The organism is Klebsiella sp. X1-16S-Nf21, assembly GCF_002837615.1.
Taxonomy (GTDB): Bacteria; Pseudomonadota; Gammaproteobacteria; order Enterobacterales; family Enterobacteriaceae; genus Klebsiella; species Klebsiella variicola.
The window spans coordinates 30692-49227 of record NZ_PJDK01000043.1 but is presented as its reverse complement, the minus strand read 5'-3'; the positions used below and the strand labels follow the sequence as shown (position 1 = coordinate 49227).

At 64.4% G+C, this 18536-nt stretch carries 14 protein-coding genes; 9 read left to right on the top strand and 5 right to left on the bottom strand.

All coding sequences use genetic code 11. From position 1 onward, the window contains the following. Positions 1–2158, bottom strand: a 2158-nt coding sequence (gene fepA / locus CW267_RS19050; RefSeq protein WP_101148647.1) for a siderophore enterobactin receptor FepA, incomplete at its 3' end; no start/stop codon positions are given. A gap of 259 nt (positions 2159–2417) precedes the next feature. Here fepA and fes point away from each other — a divergent pair. The 3 genes from fes to entF are packed head-to-tail and all read left to right on the top strand — an operon-like array spanning position 2418 to position 7749. Beyond that, positions 2418–3626 carry an enterochelin esterase gene (fes, locus tag CW267_RS19045; protein WP_100781596.1) on the top strand — a complete coding sequence of 403 codons (1209 nt, stop codon included), beginning with the start codon at positions 2418–2420 and terminating at the stop codon, positions 3624–3626. A 27-nt stretch (positions 3627–3653) separates the two neighbouring features. Next, complete coding sequence (locus CW267_RS19040) at positions 3654–3857, top strand: MbtH family protein (RefSeq protein WP_004178967.1); 204 nt, start codon at positions 3654–3656, stop codon at positions 3855–3857. Between the two features lie 10 nt (positions 3858–3867). Further along, positions 3868–7749 (top strand): enterobactin non-ribosomal peptide synthetase EntF, encoded by a 3882-nt coding sequence (entF, locus tag CW267_RS19035; protein WP_100781595.1) that lies wholly within the window; start codon positions 3868–3870, stop codon positions 7747–7749. A gap of 64 nt (positions 7750–7813) precedes the next feature. Here entF and fepC read toward each other — a convergent pair whose 3' ends face one another. The 3 genes from fepC to fepD are packed head-to-tail and all read right to left on the bottom strand — an operon-like array spanning position 7814 to position 10601. After that, positions 7814–8608, bottom strand: a complete 795-nt coding sequence (gene fepC, locus CW267_RS19030; RefSeq protein ID WP_012542491.1) for an iron-enterobactin ABC transporter ATP-binding protein — start codon at positions 8606–8608, stop codon at positions 7814–7816. Further along, a complete protein-coding gene (gene fepG / locus CW267_RS19025; protein ID WP_012968727.1) occupies positions 8605–9597 on the bottom strand; it encodes an iron-enterobactin ABC transporter permease in 993 nt (330 codons plus the stop codon). Before fepG ends, fepC begins: the two co-directional genes overlap by 4 nt. Beyond that, on the bottom strand, positions 9594–10601 hold the full coding sequence (fepD, locus tag CW267_RS19020; RefSeq protein WP_023297205.1) for a Fe(3+)-siderophore ABC transporter permease: 1008 nt from the start codon (positions 10599–10601) through the stop codon (positions 9594–9596). Before fepD ends, fepG begins: the two co-directional genes overlap by 4 nt. A gap of 112 nt (positions 10602–10713) precedes the next feature. On the opposite strand from fepD, the gene entS reads away from it, so the two are divergent. Then, a complete protein-coding gene (gene entS / locus CW267_RS19015; RefSeq protein ID WP_060619268.1) occupies positions 10714–11955 on the top strand; it encodes an enterobactin transporter EntS in 1242 nt (413 codons plus the stop codon). A 355-nt stretch (positions 11956–12310) separates the two neighbouring features. Here the strand turns inward: entS and fepB are convergent, their stop codons facing one another. Next, positions 12311–13270 carry a Fe2+-enterobactin ABC transporter substrate-binding protein gene (fepB, locus tag CW267_RS19010; protein WP_012542488.1) on the bottom strand — a complete coding sequence of 320 codons (960 nt, stop codon included), beginning with the start codon at positions 13268–13270 and terminating at the stop codon, positions 12311–12313. A gap of 187 nt (positions 13271–13457) precedes the next feature. Between fepB and entC the strand changes: the two genes are divergently transcribed. From entC to entH, 5 genes are read left to right on the top strand one after another with little or no spacing between them, the layout of a single operon-like run. Continuing rightward, positions 13458–14633: an isochorismate synthase EntC gene (gene entC, locus CW267_RS19005; protein ID WP_023322214.1), complete on the top strand. Its 1176-nt coding sequence runs from the start codon at positions 13458–13460 to the stop codon at positions 14631–14633. Positions 14634–14642: 9 nt separating this feature from the next. Then, positions 14643–16250 (top strand): (2,3-dihydroxybenzoyl)adenylate synthase EntE, encoded by a 1608-nt coding sequence (entE, locus tag CW267_RS19000; protein ID WP_048267645.1) that lies wholly within the window; start codon positions 14643–14645, stop codon positions 16248–16250. A 13-nt stretch (positions 16251–16263) separates the two neighbouring features. After that, positions 16264–17115, top strand: coding sequence for an enterobactin biosynthesis bifunctional isochorismatase/aryl carrier protein EntB (gene entB, locus CW267_RS18995; RefSeq protein WP_048267646.1), 852 nt, complete (start codon positions 16264–16266; stop codon positions 17113–17115). Then, on the top strand, positions 17115–17870 hold the full coding sequence (gene entA / locus CW267_RS18990) for a 2,3-dihydro-2,3-dihydroxybenzoate dehydrogenase EntA (RefSeq protein ID WP_038422253.1): 756 nt from the start codon (positions 17115–17117) through the stop codon (positions 17868–17870). The genes entB and entA overlap by 1 nt, the downstream gene beginning before the upstream one ends. After that, complete coding sequence (entH, locus tag CW267_RS18985; protein ID WP_008805589.1) at positions 17871–18284, top strand: proofreading thioesterase EntH; 414 nt, start codon at positions 17871–17873, stop codon at positions 18282–18284. Positions 18285–18536 lie beyond the last annotated feature (252 nt).

The window sequence follows — 18536 nt, the reverse complement described above, 5'->3', positions numbered from 1 at the left end:
ACATCGTGCCGGTGGCGCCCCCGGTGGTCTGGGCGTTGCCCGCGCGCCAGTGGCGCTTGTCGAAGACGTTATCCACGCCGCCGGTCAGACTGACATATTTGGTGACGTCCCAGGTCGCGCTCAGGCCGAGGATGCTGTAGGGGCTGACCTCGTTCTTCTCGCTGCCGGTAACCGGTTGACCCTTGTAGTTGTACTTCTTCGGCTCCTGCTTGCCGTACCAGGTGAAGGTCGACTGCAGCGAAACGTCATCGCGAACCTGCCAGCTCAGGGTGGAGTTCAGCGTGTATTCCGGGATAATCGACAGACGATCGCCGGTCTCTTTGTTCTTACTCTGCAGCATATAGGTGATGTTGTTGGTCCAGTTCACGGTCTCGCTCACCGGCACGTTCAACGTCCCCTCCAGGCCTTCCACCACCGCTTTCGGCACGTTTTCCCACTGGTAGAGATCGGTACCTTTATTGTTTTGATAGACCGGGGCATAGCCCGCTTCAATTTTGTTGCGGTAGTCGTTGCGGAACCAGGTGACGCCCGCCAGCCAGCCGTCGCGTTTAAACTCGAGGCCAATCTCTTTGTTGATGCTGGTCTCGGCTTTTAAATCTTCATTCCCCTGCAGATAGCAGCCGTCTTTACTGGCGTAGCAGCCCTGGCCTTTACTGTAGAGAATGTAGTTCGGGTTGGTCTGATACAGGCTCGGCGCTTTATAGGCGCGGGCGATGCCCATCTTCAGTGTGAAGTCGTCCCACAGGCCCTGCGACAGGTTGAGGGACGGGCTCCAGTTATTGCCGACGATGCTGTGGTGATCGAAACGCAGCGCCGGGGTCAGCATGGTGGTGTCGGTCAGCTCCATGTTGTTCTCAGCGAACAGCGAGAAGATTTCCGCCTGCGAGTACGGGCTGCGGCCAGTGCTGTCGTAGCCCGGTATGGTGCCGCCCGACAGCGCCTGGGTGTTGGAGGCGTTATCCTTCATCCGCTGCTGGTTCCACTCGCTGCCCAGCGTCAGGTTCTGATTAACCAGATAGTCGAACGGGATGCTGACTTCGCTGTGCAGCATCACATCCGCCAGATCGATATCCGTGAACTGGTTGCTGTTAAAGATCCCCTCGGTGCCCCCGGCCAGGCCTTCGCCTTTGCGCGAGTTGCGGGTGCGCTCGTACTGCGCCCAGTTGCTGGTGGTCACCCCGTTGTCCCAGGCGCCGTTCCAGGTGACCGAGTAGGTGTTGCGATACAGACGGTTGGTCTCTTTACCGTAGTTCTCTTTCACCAGGTCGTTGGAGTTGGTGTTCTGGGTGTCGCCGGCGTAGAGGTTGCCCTGGCGGCTGTAGCCCGCCTCAAACTCCAGCGACTGCATCGGGGCGAATTCCCAGCGCACCAGACCATCGATGTTTTTATTTTGTACCCCTTCGCGCCCGGCAGGCAGGGTGTCGGCATAGATCCCGGTACGTTCGGACTGATGGCCCTGGTTGATATCCCAGGCGTCGGCCTGCGTTTTGTCGAGGTTACCGAACAGACGGAAGCTGAAATCGCCGCCCAGCGGGCCGCTGAGGCTGAAGTTAGTGCGTTTGGTGGAGCCTTCATCCTTGTGCTCCGGGGCGTTCATATAGGTGTTCCATGAGCCGTGCCACTCATCGCCGGTTTTTTTGGTGATGATATTCACCACCCCGCCGGCGGCGCCGTTGCCGTAGCGGGCGGCGGCCGGGCCGCGGATCACTTCGATGCGTTCGATCATCTCCGGCGGCACCCAGCTGGTGTCGCCGCGGGTGTCGCGCTCGCCGCGCCAGCCAAGGCGCACGGAATTGCGGCTGGTGACCGGCTTGCCATCGATCAGGATCAGGGTGTTTTCCGGACCCATGCCGCGGATATCAATCTGGCGGTTATTGCCGCGCTGGCCGCTGGTGGAGTTGCCGGTCAGGTTGACCCCCGGCATGGTGCGAATGATCTCCGAGACGTCGCGCGCTGGCGGGCGTTTGCGGATCTCATCGGCGGTGATGGTGGAGACGCCCGGCGCCTGCAGATTCTGCTCGGCGGCGGTGACCACCATGGTCTCTTCAGCAGCGCTGTTTTTATCGTCGGTGGCGGTTTCCGCTGCGCTTAACGGAAAAGCAACCCCGTAAATTCCCAGATTGACCAGCAAGGCCAGGGATTTGATCCTGTTATTCATTGTTATTCCTGCTCTTTAGTCGCCACGTTCCCCAAACGCCCCTTCCCACCGGGAGGGGAGGCGGCATAAATGTTGCCGGAAGAGGGCAAAGGCACTCCGTCGCTAGCTGAATAAGCTCTCTTCGACATGTTTTGTGAAAGACGCGCTTCCCACGGCGCGCTAATACGCTATTGCAAATGCAAATAGTTATCAATAATATTATCAATAAAGAATTACAATTAATTAAAAAAGTCACGATATACATAGGGTTAATGACAGAATGTTAAGGACAGGAAGCGAGGAGTGGTGGCAAACCCTGCAGGGGCCGCAGTGCCGCGCAGTGGATGACGCCATCGAGGTGACGTTCTGGTGGCGGCATCCGGCGGGGGATGAAACGCACTCTCCGCGCCGTCGGGTATGGCTCTATATCACCGGGGTGACCGACCACCATCAGAATGCGCGGCCGCAATCGCTGACGCGTCTGCCCGGGACCGACGCCTGGTCCTGGCGAACCACCCTGTCGCCGACCTGGCGCGGTAGCTACTGTTTTATTCCCTCCGACCGTGACGATGATTTTTCCCCTGAGGTGTTCAGCGCTGACGCGCCCGACCGCGCGCTGCTGCGCGAAGGCTGGCGCAAACTGCTGCCGCGGGCGATAGCCGATCCGCTGAACCCGCACAGCTGGCAGGGCGGACGCGGCCATGGCGTGTCGGCCCTGGAGATGCCGCAGGCGCCCGCGCAGCCCGGCTGGGACCAGTTTAATGAGGCGCATCCTCCCGCCCGATGCCTTGAGTGGCGCAGCGCGCGTCTGGGCAACCATCGCCGGGTCTGGATCTACACCACCGGCGAGGCCGTCGACCCGCAAACGCGGCCCCTGGCGATCCTGCTCGACGGCCAGTTCTGGGCCGAGAGCATGCCGGTGTGGTCGCCGCTGGCCGCACTGACCCGCGAAGAGAGACTGCCGCCGGCGGTCTACCTGCTGATCGACGCGATCGACAACCAGCGCCGCGGGGTTGAGCTGCCCTGTCACCGCGATTTCTGGCTGGCGGTGCAGGAGGAGCTCCTGCCGCTGATCCGCGGCCATGCCCCGTTCAGCGACCGCCCGGAGCGGACAGTGGTGGCCGGGCAAAGCTTCGGCGGCCTGGCGGCGATGTTCGCCGCCCTCAACTGGCCGCAGCGCTTTGGCTGCGTACTCAGCCAGTCAGGCTCCTACTGGTGGCCGCATCGCGATGGCTGCGGGACGGGCTTTATCGGCGAACAGCTTCGCCAGGGTGAGGTGTCCGCGGCCGGGCTGCGCATCTGGCTGGAAGCGGGCCAGCGTGAACCGATTATTTTTCGCGCCAACCAGGCGCTGTTGGCGCAACTCACTACGACACAGCAGACGATTTTCTGGCGTCAGGTTGACGGCGGGCATGATGCGCTTTGCTGGCGCGGCGGGCTGACGGCAGGGCTTATCCAGCTCTGGCAGCCTCTGCTGTCGCACCCTTAGCACCGCGCTTTACGACAGGAGTTTGATATGCAATTCAGTAACCCCTTCGACAATCCGCAAGGGCAGTTTTACATTCTGCGCAATGATCAGCAGCAGTACAGCCTGTGGCCGGCGCACTGCGACCTGCCTGCCGGCTGGGCGGTGGTGTGCCCCCCGCAGTCGGCCGAGGCCTGCAACGCCTGGCTGGCGGCCAACTGGTCAACCCTGACCCCCGCCCATCATGCGTCATAAGGAGCTGACAATGACCACTCGTTTACCGCTGGTTGCCGCGCAGCCGGGGATCTGGATGGCCGAGCGCCTCTCCACTCTGCCAGGCGCCTGGAGCGTGGCCCACTATGTTGAACTGCGGGGCGCGCTCGACCCGGCGCTGCTGGGTAAGGCGATTGTCGCCGGTCTGCAGCAGGCGGACACTCTCAGCCTGCGCTTTGAGGAAGAGGAGGGGGAAGTCTGGCAGTGGGTGGCGGCCGACCGCACCTTTGGCGAACCGTCGATCATTGACCTGCGTACGGCGCCGGATCCGCATCGCGCCGCCACGGAGCGGATGCAGGCGGACCTGGCGCAGGATCTGCGTGTCGACGGCGGCAACCCGCTGGTGTGCCATCAGCTGCTGCGCGTCGGCGACGACCGCTGGTACTGGTATCAGCGTTATCACCACTTGCTGGTGGATGGCTTCAGCTTCCCGGCGATAACCCGGCAGATCGCCGCCATTTACCGCGCCTGGCAGCGGGGGGAAGCCACTCCTGAGTCGCCTTTCACCCCCTTCGCCGAGGTGGTGGACGAGTACCAGCGCTACGCCGGCAGCGAGGCCTGGCAGCGGGATAAAGCCTTCTGGCAGGCTCAGCGCCAGGCGTTACCGGCGCCAGCCTCACTCTCTGCCGCGCCGCTGGGCGGACGCGCCGCCGGGAGCGATATCTGGCGGATGAAGCTGGAGATGAACGCCGACGCCTTCCGCCGTCTGGCTGGCCATGCGCCGCAGTGTCAGCCCGCTGACCTGGCGCTGGCGCTCACCACGCTGTGGCTGGGCCGCCTGTGCAACCGGATGGACTACGCGGCGGGCTTTATCTTTATGCGCCGGATGGGTTCAGCCGCGCTGACCTCGACGGGGCCGGTGCTCAATGTCCTGCCTCTGGCGGTGCATATTGACGCCCAGGAGACGCTGGCAGACCTGGCGATGCGCCTCGCCGCTCAGTTGAAAAAGATGCGCCGCCATCAGCGCTATGACGCCGAACAGATCGTTCGCGACAGCGGTAAAGCGGCAGGGGACGAACCACTGTTCGGTCCGGTGCTGAACGTCAAAGTCTTTGATTACCAGCTGGATATCGATGGTGTGCAGGCACTGACCCACACCCTCGCCACCGGCCCGGTCAACGATCTCGAGCTGGCGCTGTTCCCGGATGAGACCGGCGGGCTGTCGCTGGAGATCCTCGCCAACAAGGCCCGGTACGACGAAGCCGAGCTCCGTCGCCATGTGGCGAGACTGACCGCGCTGCTGGCGCAGTTCGCCGCCGATCCGGCGCTGCGCTGCGGCGAAGCAGAGATGCTCTCCGCCGACGAGCTGGCCCGGCTGGCGGCGGTCAACGATACCGCTGTGCCGCTGCCTGCCACCACCCTCAGCGCGCTGGTGGCCGACCAGGCGCGGAAGACCCCGGATGCCCCGGCGCTGGCGGACGCCCACTGGCAGTTCAGCTATCGCGAGATGCGTCAGCAGGTGGTGGCGCTCGCGCAGCTGCTGCGTCAGCGCGGCGTGAAGCCGGGCGACAGCGTGGCGGTGGCCCTGCCGCGCTCGGTGTTCCTGACCCTGGCGCTGCATGGCATTGTCGAAGCGGGGGCCGCCTGGCTGCCGCTGGACACCGGTTACCCGGACGACCGCCTGCGGATGATGCTGGAAGACGCCCGGCCGTCGCTGCTGATCACCTCGGAGGATCAACTGGCCCGCTTCAGCGATATTCCGGGGCTGGAAAGCCTCTGCTATCAGCAGCCGCTGGCCGCCGGGGATGACGCGCCGCTGGCGCTGTCAAAACCGGACCATACCGCCTACATCATCTTTACCTCTGGCTCCACCGGGCGGCCGAAAGGGGTGATGGTCGGCCAGACCGCCATCGTCAACCGCCTGCTGTGGATGCAGGATCGCTATCCGTTATCTGCCGACGACGTGGTGGCGCAGAAAACGCCGTGCAGTTTCGACGTGTCGGTGTGGGAGTTCTGGTGGCCGTTTATCGCCGGCGCGCAGCTGGTGATGGCCGAGCCGGAGGCGCACCGCGACCCGCAGGCGATGCAGCAGTTCTTCGCCCGCTACGGCGTGACCACCACCCACTTTGTGCCGTCGATGCTGGCGGCGTTTGTCGCCTCGCTGGATGCCGACAGCGTCGCTGCCTGCCGCACGCTGCGGCGGGTATTCTGCAGCGGCGAAGCGCTGCCGACGGAATTGTGCCGCGAGTGGGAGCGCTTAACCGGCGCGCCGCTGCATAACCTGTACGGCCCGACGGAGGCGGCGGTGGACGTCAGCTGGTATCCGGCCTGCGGGCCTGAGCTGGCGGCGGTGACCGGCAGCAGCGTGCCGATTGGCTGGCCGGTGTGGAACACCGGGCTGCGCATTCTCGATGCCGCGATGCGCCCGGTGCCGCCGGGGGTGGCGGGGGATCTTTATCTCACCGGCATCCAGCTGGCGCAGGGCTATCTGGGACGTCCGGACCTCACCGCCAGCCGCTTTATCGCCGACCCGTTTGCCCCCGGTGAGCGGATGTATCGCACCGGCGACGTGGCGCGCTGGCTGACGAACGGCGCGGTGGAGTATCTTGGCCGCAGCGACGACCAGCTGAAGATCCGCGGGCAGCGCATCGAGCTTGGCGAGATTGACCGGGTGATGTCGGGCCTGCCGGACGTGGCGCAGGCGGTGAGTCACGCCTGCGTCTTCAATCAGGCGGCGGCGACCGGCGGCGATGCCCGACAGCTGGTGGGCTATCTGGTCTCTGACTCCGGCCTGCCGCTGGATACCGCGGCGCTGAAAGCGCGGCTGGCGGAACAGCTGCCGCCGCATATGGTGCCGGTGGTGCTGATGCAGCTCGCTGAGCTGCCGCTTAGCGCCAACGGCAAACTGGACCGCAAAGCGCTGCCGCTGCCGACCCTCGGCGGGGAGCGCAGCGGCCGGCCGCCGGAGCCCGGGATGGAAACCCTTGTCGCCACGGCCTTCAGCCAGCTGCTGGGCTGCGAGGTGAACGATATCGACGCCGATTTCTTCGCCCTCGGCGGTCATTCTCTGCTGGCGATGCGTCTGGCGGCACAGCTCAGCCGCCAGCTGGCGCGGCAGGTGACCCCGGGGCAGGTGATGGTGGCCTCGACGGTGGGCAAACTGAGCGCGCTGCTGGCTGCCGATCTCAGCGATGAGCAGGCCCGGCGCCTGGGGCTGGATACGCTTCTGCCGCTGCGCGAGAGCGACGGCCCGACGCTGTTCTGCTTCCATCCGGCCTCCGGCTTCGCCTGGCAGTTCAGCGTGCTGGCGCGCTATCTCAGCCCGCGCTGGTCAATAACCGGTATTCAGTCGCCGCGCCCGCAGGGGCCGATGGCCAGCGCCGCCAGCCTCGACGAGGTGTGCGAGCACCATCTGCGCACGCTGCTGGCGCAGCAGCCGCACGGCCCTTATTACCTGTTTGGGTATTCGCTGGGCGGCACCTTAGCCCAGGGGATTGCCGCCCGCTTGCGCCAGCGCGGCGAAGCGGTGGCCTTCCTCGGCCTGCTGGATACCTGGCCGCCGGAGACGCAAAACTGGGCAGAGAAAGAGGCCAACGGGCTGGATCCCGAGGTACTGGCGGAGATCGACCGCGAGCGCGAAGCGTTCCTCGCCGCCCAGCAAGGGCAAGCCTCCGGCGAGCTGTTCAGCGCTATCGAAGGTAACTATGCCGATGCGGTGCGGCTGTTAACCACCGCCCACAGCGCGAAGTTTGACGGCAAGGCGACGCTTTTCGTGGCGGAGAAGACGCGGCAGGCGGGGATGGATCCGCAGGTCGTATGGGGCCCGTGGGTGGCGGAACTGGAGGTGTTCAGCCAGAACTGCGCCCACGTCGACATTATCTCCCCGCAGGCCTTTGAAGCCATCGGCCCGGTGGTCAGGGAGATTCTGGGGTAACGGTTGAGTTCGGGCTACAGCAGGTAGCCCGGCTCAGCGTAGCGCAAGCCGGCGAAAGAGGAGATTACCGGCGGCCCAGCGGTACCACCAGCGGCGTATGCGCCACCGGATCTTCAATGATCGTGCAGCGCAGACCGTAAATCCGTTCAATCAGATCGGCGGTGACGATCTCCTTCGGCGCCCCCTCGGCGACGATCTTGCCGTCGCGCAGGGCGATCAGGTGGGTGGCGTAGCGGCAGGCCTGGTTAAGATCGTGCAGCACCGCCGCCAGGGTATAGCCCTTCTCGCGATTCAGCTCACTCAATAGCTCCAGCAGGTCGATCTGATGGCTGATGTCCAGCCAGGTGGTTGGCTCATCCAGCAGCATAATCGCCGTTTCCTGGGCCAGCACCATCGCAATCCACGCCCGCTGCCGCTGGCCGCCGGAAAGCGTATCGACGCTCTGCAGCGCCAGATCGCTGATCCCGGTCGCCCGCATCGCCTTGTTCACCGCTTCTTCATCTTCTTTGCGCCAGCGGGTAAACAGCGGCTGGTGCGGATAGCGCCCACGGGCCACCAGCTCCTGCACCGTGATATCGCCAGGAGTGGTGGCATTCTGCGCCAGCAGCCCGATGCGGCGGGCAACCTCTTTACTGGCGTACTGCTGGATCTGCGCGCCGTCGAGCCAGACGTGGCCGCTGGCCGGCGTCATCAGGCGACTGAGGGTGCGCAACAGCGTTGACTTGCCGCAGCCGTTGGGGCCGATAATGGCGGTGAAGTGGCCGTCAGGGATGGTCACGTTCAGCGACTCGGCGATGGTCTTGTTACCGTAGGCCAGGGTTAACTGCTCGCCGCGCAAACGGGAGGGGACAGCACTCATTTTTTGCGGGACTCCTGAATCAACAATGCAATAAGGTAAATACCGCCGAGGCTGACGGTTAACACGCCAACCGGCAGCTGCCACGGCATAAACAGCCGCTGGGCGCCGTAATCGGCCAGCGCCAGCAGCAGCGCGCCGCACAGGGCCGACTGGGTCAGTCCCCAGCGGGCCGTGCCGCTCAGGCGGCGGGCGATATGCGGCGCCACCAGCGCAATAAATGAGATCGGCCCGGCCAGCGCCGTCGAGGCGGCGGTGAGCACCACCGCCACCAGCATCAGCAGCAGGCGCGAACGCTCGACCTGTACCCCCAGCGCGCAGGCGGTATCGTCGCCCATCTCCAGCAGTCGCATCCGGCGAACCAGCAGGGCGCTGCCCACCAGCATCAACAGGATCAGCGGCGCCGACGGCCAGGTTTTACCCCAGGTCAGGCCGTTAAGCGATCCGGCGTTCCACAGGCCCGCAGAAAGGGCGGTCTCCAGCGAGGCGCGCAGCAGCAGCCAGGTGTTGAATGCCACCAGCATGGCGCGCACGCCGATGCCGATAATGATCAGGCGGAAGGTCTCGATCCCGTTGCGCCAGGCCAGCAGCCAGACCACCAGCGAGGTCAACACCCCGCCGGCCATCGCCGCCAGGGCAATCGCCGTCAGGTTCTGGCCGAAGAGGACCATCGCCACCAGCACGCCGCTCCAGGCGCCGGTGTTAAAGCCCATCACGTCCGGGCTGCCGAGCGGGTTGCGGGTCAGCGACTGGAAAATGGCGCCGCTGACGCCGAGCGCGGCGCCGATGAGCAGCGCCATTAACACCCGCGGCAGCCGCCATTCGTTCACCACCATCGCGACGTTGCGCGGCGCATCGCCGAACAGCGCCGAGAACACCTGGTCAATCGTCAGGGGCACCGGGCCTTGCGCCAGCCCGAGCAGGGAAATCAGCAGGCTGGCGGCCATCAGCACCAGGCAACTGGCTATCAGGCGGCGGGACGGGGCAATCACAGGCCACCTCCCCGCGGCTGGCGGCGCACCAGCCAGATCAGCACCGGCGCGCCGAGAAAGGCGCTCACCACCGATACCCGCAGTTCGCCGGGCACCAGCAGGCGGCCAATCACGTCGGCAAACAGCAGCAGGGCCGGGGTGGCGAGCAGGGTGACCGGCAGCGACCAGCGATGATCGGCCCCCACCAGCCAGCGCGCCATATGCGGCATCATCAGGCCGATAAAGGCGATGGGGCCGACGACGGCGGTGGCGCTGCCGCACAGGACGGTGATGACGATCAGGCCGATCAGCTGGGTGCGGGCGACGCGGCTGCCGAGGGCGGTGGCGGTATCGTTGCCGAGGCTCAGGCTGTTAAGCGCCCGGCTCAGCAGCAGGGCGGCGATCCCCGCTATCACCACCGGCAGCAGGACAATTTTCAGCGTCTGCAGGGTGCGGATATCCAGCGAACCGGCCTGCCAGAAGCGCAGCTGATCGTAGACGTCCGGGTTGAGCAGGGCGATGCCGTTGGACAGCCCCTCCAGCACCGCCGCAAGGGCGACCCCGGCGAGGGTGAGGCGCACCGGGCTCAGCTGGCCGCCGCCCTGACTGCCGGTAAAGGCCACCAGCAGCGAGGCGCAGAGCGCGCCGCAAAACGCCAGCAGCAGTTGCTCCTGCGGGGAGGTGATCCCGAACAGCGCCGCGCCGAGGACGATGGCGAAGCTGGCGCCGGAGTTGACCCCCAGCAGGCCGGGGTCGGCCAGCGGGTTGCGGGTGAGCGTTTGCATCAGCGCGCCGGCGAGACCGAGGGCGACGCCGGCCAGCAGACCGGCCAGGGTACGCGGCAGGCGCGCGTCCAGCACGATGGTGCAGTCGGCGCTTTGACAGGTTCCGCTGAAGGCGGTGAATACCGTGCCGATCGGCAACGATTTGGCGCCGATGGTCAGGCTAAGCGCGGCGGCTAAGGCGAGTAACAGCAACAATCCGGGCACGGCGACAGAGCGTACCGCGGTCGTAGAAAACGACATAACTGACATCCCTGATATGATAATGATAGTAATTATCGTTATCGATTTTATTCAGCTATGGTAGCATGACCCACAGTAAAAAGGGTATTAAAAATAACGACAAGGCGCTGTAATGAACCGACAATCCTGGCTGCTCAATCTCAGCCTGCTGAAAACTCACCCGGCGTTTCGCGCCGTTTTTATCGCTCGCTTTATCTCTATTCTGTCGCTTGGCCTGCTGGGCGTGGCCATTCCGGTCCAGATCCAGATGATGACCCATTCGACCTGGCAGGTCGGGCTGTCGGTGACGCTGACCGGCGCGTCGATGTTTGTTGGCTTGATGGTGGGGGGCGTGCTGGCTGACCGCTATGAACGTAAACGCCTGATCCTGCTGGCGCGCGGCACCTGCGGCGTGGGCTTTGTCGGTCTGTGTCTGAACGCCCTGCTGCCGGAGCCGTCGCTGGCGGCGATCTACCTGCTGGGGATCTGGGACGGGTTCTTCGCCTCGTTGGGGGTGACCGCGCTGCTGGCGGCGACCCCGGCGCTGGTGGGGCGGGAAAACCTGATGCAGGCCGGGGCCATCACCATGTTGACGGTGCGCCTTGGCTCGGTGATTTCGCCGATGATCGGCGGCCTGCTGCTGGCCACCGGCGGCGTGTCCTGGAACTTCGGCCTGGCGGCGGCGGGGACCTTTATCACCACCTTAACCCTGCTGCGTCTGCCGCAGCTGCCGCCGCCTCCGCAGCCGCGCGAGCATCCGCTGCGATCTCTGCTGGCGGGGCTGACCTTCCTCTGTCAGAGCCCGCTTATCGGCGGGATTGCGCTGCTTGGCGGTCTGCTGACCATGGCCAGCGCGGTGCGGGTGCTCTATCCGGCGCTGGCCGGGAGCTGGCAGATGTCGGCCGGACAGATTGGCCTGCTGTATGCCGCTATTCCGCTCGGTGCGGCGCTGGGGGCGTTGACCAGCGGCCAACTGGCCCAGACGGTGCGGCCGGGTGCGCTGATGCTGGCGACCACGGTGGGATCGTTTGTCGCCATTGCGCTGTTCAGCCTGATGCCGCACTGGGCGTTGGGCGCGCTGTGCCTGGCGCTGTTTGGCTGGCTGAGCGCTATTAGCTCGCTGCTGCAGTACACCCTGATCCAGACCCAGACGCCGGAAAATATGCTCGGGCGGATTAATGGTCTGTGGACCGCGCAAAACGTCACCGGCGACGCCATCGGCGCGGCGCTGCTCGGCGGATTAGGGGCGGTGATGACCCCGGCGGCATCCGCCAGCGCCAGCGGCTGGGCGCTGGCCCTCGTCGGCGTGCTGTTGGTGGGGCTGCTACGCGAGCTGCGCCGTTTCCAGCGCCCGGAAATCGTCAACGAAAGTTAAGTAGGGTGCGATTGCCCGGTGGCGGCTACGCCTTACCGGGCCTACAGTCTCGGGCATTGTAGGCCGGTGCAAGCGCCGCGTCGCCCGGCAAAGAGTTCAGGTTGCGTACCCGTCCTGATGCCCGGTGGCGGCTGCGCCTTACCGGGCCTACGGTCTGGCCTGGGGGACTCTGGCATTGTAGGCCGGGCAAGCGCAGCGCCGCCCGGCAAAGAGTTCAGGCCGCGTTCCCGTCCTGATGCCCGGTGGCGGCTGCGCCTTACCGGGCCTACGGTCTCGGGTATTGTAGGCCGGGCAAGCGGAGCGCCGCCCGGCAAAGAGTTCAGGTTACGTACCCGTCCTGATGGCACGGCCCGCGTTAGCCGAACAGGCTGGAGAGACGCTGGAGCACCAGCAGGGCGCTGTAGTAGTCAAGACGGAAGGTCTCGGTGCCCAGCGGGTAGACGCGTTTGCCTGCGACCGCCGGGAGATGCGCCAGCAGCGGGTTGGCGTAGATGGCATCCGCATCTTTCTGGTCGCCGGCGAACAGGAACAGGCTCTGGCCGTTCAGACCGGCCGCGAGGTTCTCCCCGCCCAGCTGCACGATATCGTGGCGTTTACCCTGGCTATGGCTGGCGGGCAGGCCGCCCGGCAGCGTCGCCAGGCTAAAGCCCAGCTGTTCGAGCATCTGCCCCTGGGCCGATGCCGGCGTCCAGATATTGGCGCTGTGCGCGGCGGCGGTATAGACCAGGGCGGTCACCGGCTGCGGCGGCAGTTTCATTTTTTCTTTTAACGAAACGAGCTGTTTATTGAAGTCGGCTATGCGCGCGCTGGCCTGCTGCTCATGGCCGGTGATCTGCCCCAGTTGGGTGAGCAAGGTTTGCCAGCTTTTATCGTCATAGTTGATGACCAGCGTCGGAGCGATCGTTTTGAGCTGATCGTACAGCGGCAGGGCAGAGTCGCCGCCGGTGGCGCTCACCAGGATCAGATCCGGCATCTGGGCGGCCACCGCTTCCGCGCTTGGTTCGCCGATGTACAGCCGCGCCAGCTTGCGGGCTTTGGCGACCTCGCTCCACTGGCGCAGAAAGCCCTGACTATCGGCGACGCGGTTGTTCGGCGTGGTGGCGCCGCTGGCGACCACCGGGGCGTCAATCGCCAACAGCGAGCCGGTGAGGGTCACGCTGGTGGAGACAATGCGCAGCGGCTGGCTTGGCAGGGTGTGTGTCCCGTAGCTGTCGGTGACCTGGCGCGGCCAGTCCGCCGCCTGGGCTGAGGTAATTCCTAAAAGCAACAGCATGCCGGTCAGCGCACCGCGGCGGCAGAAAGAAAAGAAGTTCACGTCATCGCATCCTGATTCGAAAGGTAATAAATGCGTCTCATTTTCAACTTTGCGTCAGCAGGATGCAAGCCAAAGTGGCGCGCAATGACGTAACGCGGTTGACATGGCGGGCAATACCTTTTAGGTTAGCCAACCAAAATACAAATGATAATTATTCGTAATATATTTATCGTTTTTGGAGGATGATATGGAAACGTCACTGGCTGAGGATGTACAGAAACACACCCAGACCCTGTCTCCGGACAGCTTCTTCTTTATGTCGCCGTACCGCAGTTTTAGCACCTCCGGCTGCTTCCGCCGCTTCTCACAGCCCGCTGTCGGCGGCGATGCGCTGAACGGCGAGTTCCAGCAGCAGATGGCCGCCGCTTTTGCCGAGGCCCGCGCGGCGGGGATCCGCAAGCCGGTGATGGTGGGGGCTATCCCGTTCGACACCTGTCAGCCTTCCGAGCTCTATATCCCCGAGCGCTGGGAAGCGTTCTCTCGCCCGGAAAAACAGCGTTCCGCCCGCTACGCCGCGCCGCTGGAGACAATGGAAGTGGTGGAGCGCCGGGAGATCCCGGAGCAGGACGCGTTTTTAGCCATGGTGGAACGCGCTGCCGCGCTGACCGCCACCCCGGAAGTGGACAAGGTGGTGCTCTCAAGGCTTATCGATATTACCACCCGCGACCGCGTCGATAGCGGCGCGTTGATGGAGCGACTGATCGCCCAGAACCCGGCGAGCTTTAACTTCCATGTGCCGCTCTCCGACGGCGGCGTGCTGCTGGGCGCCAGCCCGGAGCTGCTGCTGCGTAAAGACGGGCCGCGCTTTAGCTCATTGCCGCTGGCTGGCTCCGCCCGTCGTCAACCGGACGATGTGCTGGATCGGGAAGCGGGCAACAGGCTGCTGGCATCCGGCAAAGATCGCCACGAGCACGAGCTGGTGACCCAGGCGATGAAGAGCGTGCTGGGCCCGCGCAGCAGCCAGCTGTCGCTGCCGGCATCGCCGCAGTTGATTACCACCCCAACGCTCTGGCACCTGGCAACACCAATCGAAGGCACCGCTCTGGCGCAAGAAAACGCCATGTCGCTGGCCTGTCTGCTGCACCCGACCCCGGCGCTGAGCGGTTTCCCGCATCAGGCGGCGAAGCGCCTGATTGCCGAACTGGAACCCTTCGACCGCCAGCTGTTCGGCGGCATCGTCGGCTGGTGTGACGATGAAGGCAACGGCGAATGGGTGGTGACCATCCGCTGCGCGCGTCTGCAGCAGCGTACGCTGCGCCTGTTTGCCGGCGCGGGCATCGTTCCGGCCTCCTCGCCGCTGGGTGAATGGCGCGAAACCGGCGTCAAACTGACCACCATGCTTAACGTATTTGGCTTGAATTAAGAGGCAAGGATGATTGCATTTACCCGTTGGCCGGAAGAGTTTGCGGCCCGCTATCGTCAAAAAGGCTACTGGCAGGATCTGCCGTTAACCAATCTGATCACCCGTCACGCGGAAAACGACGCCGTGGCGATTATCGATGGCGAACGGCAGATTAGCTACCGCCAGTTTAATCAGCTGGTGGACAACCTTGCCTGCTCGCTGCAGCGCCAGGGACTGAAGCGCGGGGAAACCGCGCTGGTGCAGTTGGGCAACGTCGCCGAGTTTTACATCACCTTCTTTGCGCTGCTGCGCATCGGCGTCGCGCCAGTGAACGCGCTGTTCAGCCATCAGCGCAGCGAGCTTAACGCCTACGCCGCGCAGATTAAACCGGCGCTGCTGATTGCCGATCGCGAGCACGCGCTGTTTGCTGACGATAGCTTCCTCCATGCGTTTATCGCTGAGCATCCTTCCCTGCGCGTCGCACTGTTGCGTAACGACGGCGGCGAGCGCGATCTGGCGACGGAGATTAACCGCCCGGCGGATAACTTTGTCGCCAATCCAACCCCTGCCGACGAAGTGGCCTTTTTCCAGCTCTCCGGCGGCAGCACCGGGACGCCGAAGCTGATCCCGCGCACCCATAACGATTACGACTACAGCATCCGCCGCAGCAACGAGATCTGCGGGATCAACGCTGAGACGCGCTACCTCAACGCGCTGCCGGCGGCGCATAACTATGCGATGAGTTCCCCGGGTTCGCTCGGCGTCTTCCTCGCCGGCGGGCGGGTGATCCTCGCTGCCGACCCGAGCGCCACCCTCTGTTTCCCGCTGATTGAACAACATCAGATTAACGTTGCCTCGCTGGTGCCGCCGGCGGTCAGCCTGTGGCTGCAGGCGATCCATGAATGGGGCAGCAATGCGCAACTGCAATCGCTGGAGCTGCTGCAGGTCGGCGGCGCGCGCCTGTCGGCGACCCTCGCCGCGCGCATTCCGGCGGAAATCGGCTGCCAGCTGCAGCAGGTGTTCGGCATGGCGGAGGGGCTGGTGAATTACACCCGCCTTAACGACAGCCCGGAGCGGATCATCCATACCCAGGGCTGCCCGATGTGCCCGGACGATGAAGTGTGGGTAGCGGATGCCGACGGCAACCCGCTGCCGCGCGGCGAAGTGGGCCGCCTGATGACCCGCGGGCCGTACACCTTCCGCGGCTACTACAACAGCCCGCAGCATAACGCAGAAGCCTTTGACGCTGACGGGTTTTACTGCTCCGGCGATCTGATTTCGATCGACGAAGACGGGTATATCACCGTCCAGGGCCGGGAAAAAGATCAGATCAACCGCGGCGGCGAGAAGATCGCCGCTGAAGAGATCGAAAACCTGCTGCTGCGCCATGAGGCGGTGATCCACGCCGCGCTGGTCAGCATCGAAGACAACCTGCTGGGCGAGAAAAGCTGCGCTTATCTGGTGGTGACCTCGCCGCTGCGCGCCGTCGCGGTGCGCCGCTTCCTGCGCGAGCAGGGCGTGGCGGAATTTAAATTGCCGGATCGCGTGGAGTGCGTTGCCGCGCTGCCGCTGACGCCGGTGGGCAAAGTCGATAAAAAACAATTACGTCAGTGGCTGGCCGAAGGCAAGCTGGGCTGAAGGAGAACAGAGAATGGCAATCCCTAAATTACAGGCATATGCGCTACCGGAAGCCAGCGATATCCCGGCGAACAAGGTCAACTGGGCCTTTGAGCCGTCGCGCGCCGCGCTGCTGATCCACGATATGCAGGAGTATTTCCTCAACTTCTGGGGCGAAAAAAGCGCGATGATGGAGAAAGTGGTGGCCAATATCGCCGCCCTGCGCGACTTCTGCAAACAGAACGGCATTCCGGTGTACTACACCGCCCAGCCGAAAGAGCAGAGTGATGAAGATCGGGCGTTGCTGAATGATATGTGGGGGCCGGGCCTGACCCGCTCGCCGGAGCAGCAGCAGGTGATTGCCGCGCTGGCGCCGGATGAGCAGGATACGGTGCTGGTGAAATGGCGCTACAGCGCGTTTCATCGCTCGTCGCTGGAGGAGATGTTGAAAGAGACCGGCCGCGACCAGCTAATCATCACTGGCGTTTATGCTCATATCGGCTGCATGACCACCGCCACCGATGCTTTCATGCGCGATATCAAACCGTTCTTTGTCGCCGACGCGCTGGCGGACTTCAGCCGTGAAGAGCACCTGATGGCGCTGAAATACGTCGCCGGCCGCTCCGGCCGCGTGGTGATGACCGAAGAGCTGCTGCCGCTGCCGGCCTCCAAAGCGGCGCTGCGCGCGCTGATCCTGCCGCTGCTCGACGAATCCGACGAACCGCTGGATGATGAAAATCTGATCGACTACGGTCTGGATTCGGTGCGGATGATGGCCCTGGCCGCCCGCTGGCGCAAAGTGCACGGCGATATCGACTTCGTGATGCTGGCGAAGAACCCGACCATCGACGCCTGGTGGGCGCTGCTCTCCCGTGAGGTGAAATAATGGCGGCGCTGGATTTCAACGGTCAGACCGTGTGGGTGACCGGCGCAGGTAAAGGGATTGGCTATGCCACCGCGCTGGCTTTCGTCGAGGCCGGGGCTAACGTCACCGGTTTCGACCTTGCCTTTGACGGCGCAGGTTATCCGTTTGCCACCGAAATGCTCGACGTCGCCGATGCCGACCAGGTACGCGACGTGTGCGCGCGGCTGCTCAACAACATCGAACGACTGGACGTGCTGGTGAACGCCGCCGGGATCCTGCGCATGGGCGCCACCGACCAGCTGAGCGCGGAAGACTGGCAGCAAACCTTCGCGGTCAACGTTGGCGGCGCGTTTAATCTGTTTCAGCAGACGATGGCCCAGTTCCGCCGTCAGCGGGGCGGGGCGATCGTCACCGTCGCCTCCGATGCCGCGCATACGCCGCGTATCGGCATGAGCGCCTATGGCGCCTCGAAAGCGGCGCTGAAAAGCCTGGCGTTAACCGTTGGCCTTGAGCTGGCAGGCAGCGGCGTGCGCTGCAACCTCGTGTCGCCGGGCTCCACCGACACCGATATGCAGCGCACCCTGTGGGTCAGCGACGATGCCGAGCAGCAGCGGATCCGCGGCTTCGGCGAGCAGTTTAAGCTCGGCATCCCGCTGGGCAAAATCGCCCGCCCGCAGGAGATCGCCAATACCATTCTGTTCCTCGCCTCTTCTCACGCCAGCCATATTACGCTGCAGGATATTGTGGTCGATGGCGGCTCGACGCTGGGGGCGTAAATGGCCTGGAAGCGAGAGCTCACGCTGGCGGCGCTGAACGCCAGCAGCGAAAACACCATGGTGGCGCATCTTGGCATCATCTACACCCGACTGGAAGCGGGGCTGCTGGAGGCGGAGATGCCGGTGGATGCGCGCACCCATCAGCCGTTTGGTCTGCTGCACGGCGGCGCCTCCGCGGCGCTGGCGGAGACGCTGGGCTCGATGGCCGGTTGGCTGATGACCGAAGAAGGGCAGTGCGTGGTGGGCACCGAGCTTAACGCTACCCACCATCGTCCGGTCTCCAGCGGGAAAGTGCGCGGCGAATGCCGACCGCTGCATCTTGGCCGCCAGAGCCAGAGCTGGGAGATAGTGGTGTATGACGAGAAGGGGCGGCGCTGCTGCACCTGTCGTCTGGGCACCGCGGTGCTGGGCTAAGAAGCCGCTATTTCCCCGGCTTGCGCTACGCTTATCCGGGCTACGTATAGTAGCCCGGATAAGCGTAGCGCGCCGCCATCCGGGAATTTCCCTGCTCGCGCTGCGCTTAGCAGGGCTACGGTTTATGGACCAGGAAGCTGCTATTTCCCCGGCTTGCGCTACGCTTAGCCGGGCTACGTATCGGCGCAATGGGTAGCCGGGATAAGGCGCAGCGCGCCGCCATCCGGGAATTTCCCTGCTCGCGCTGCGCTT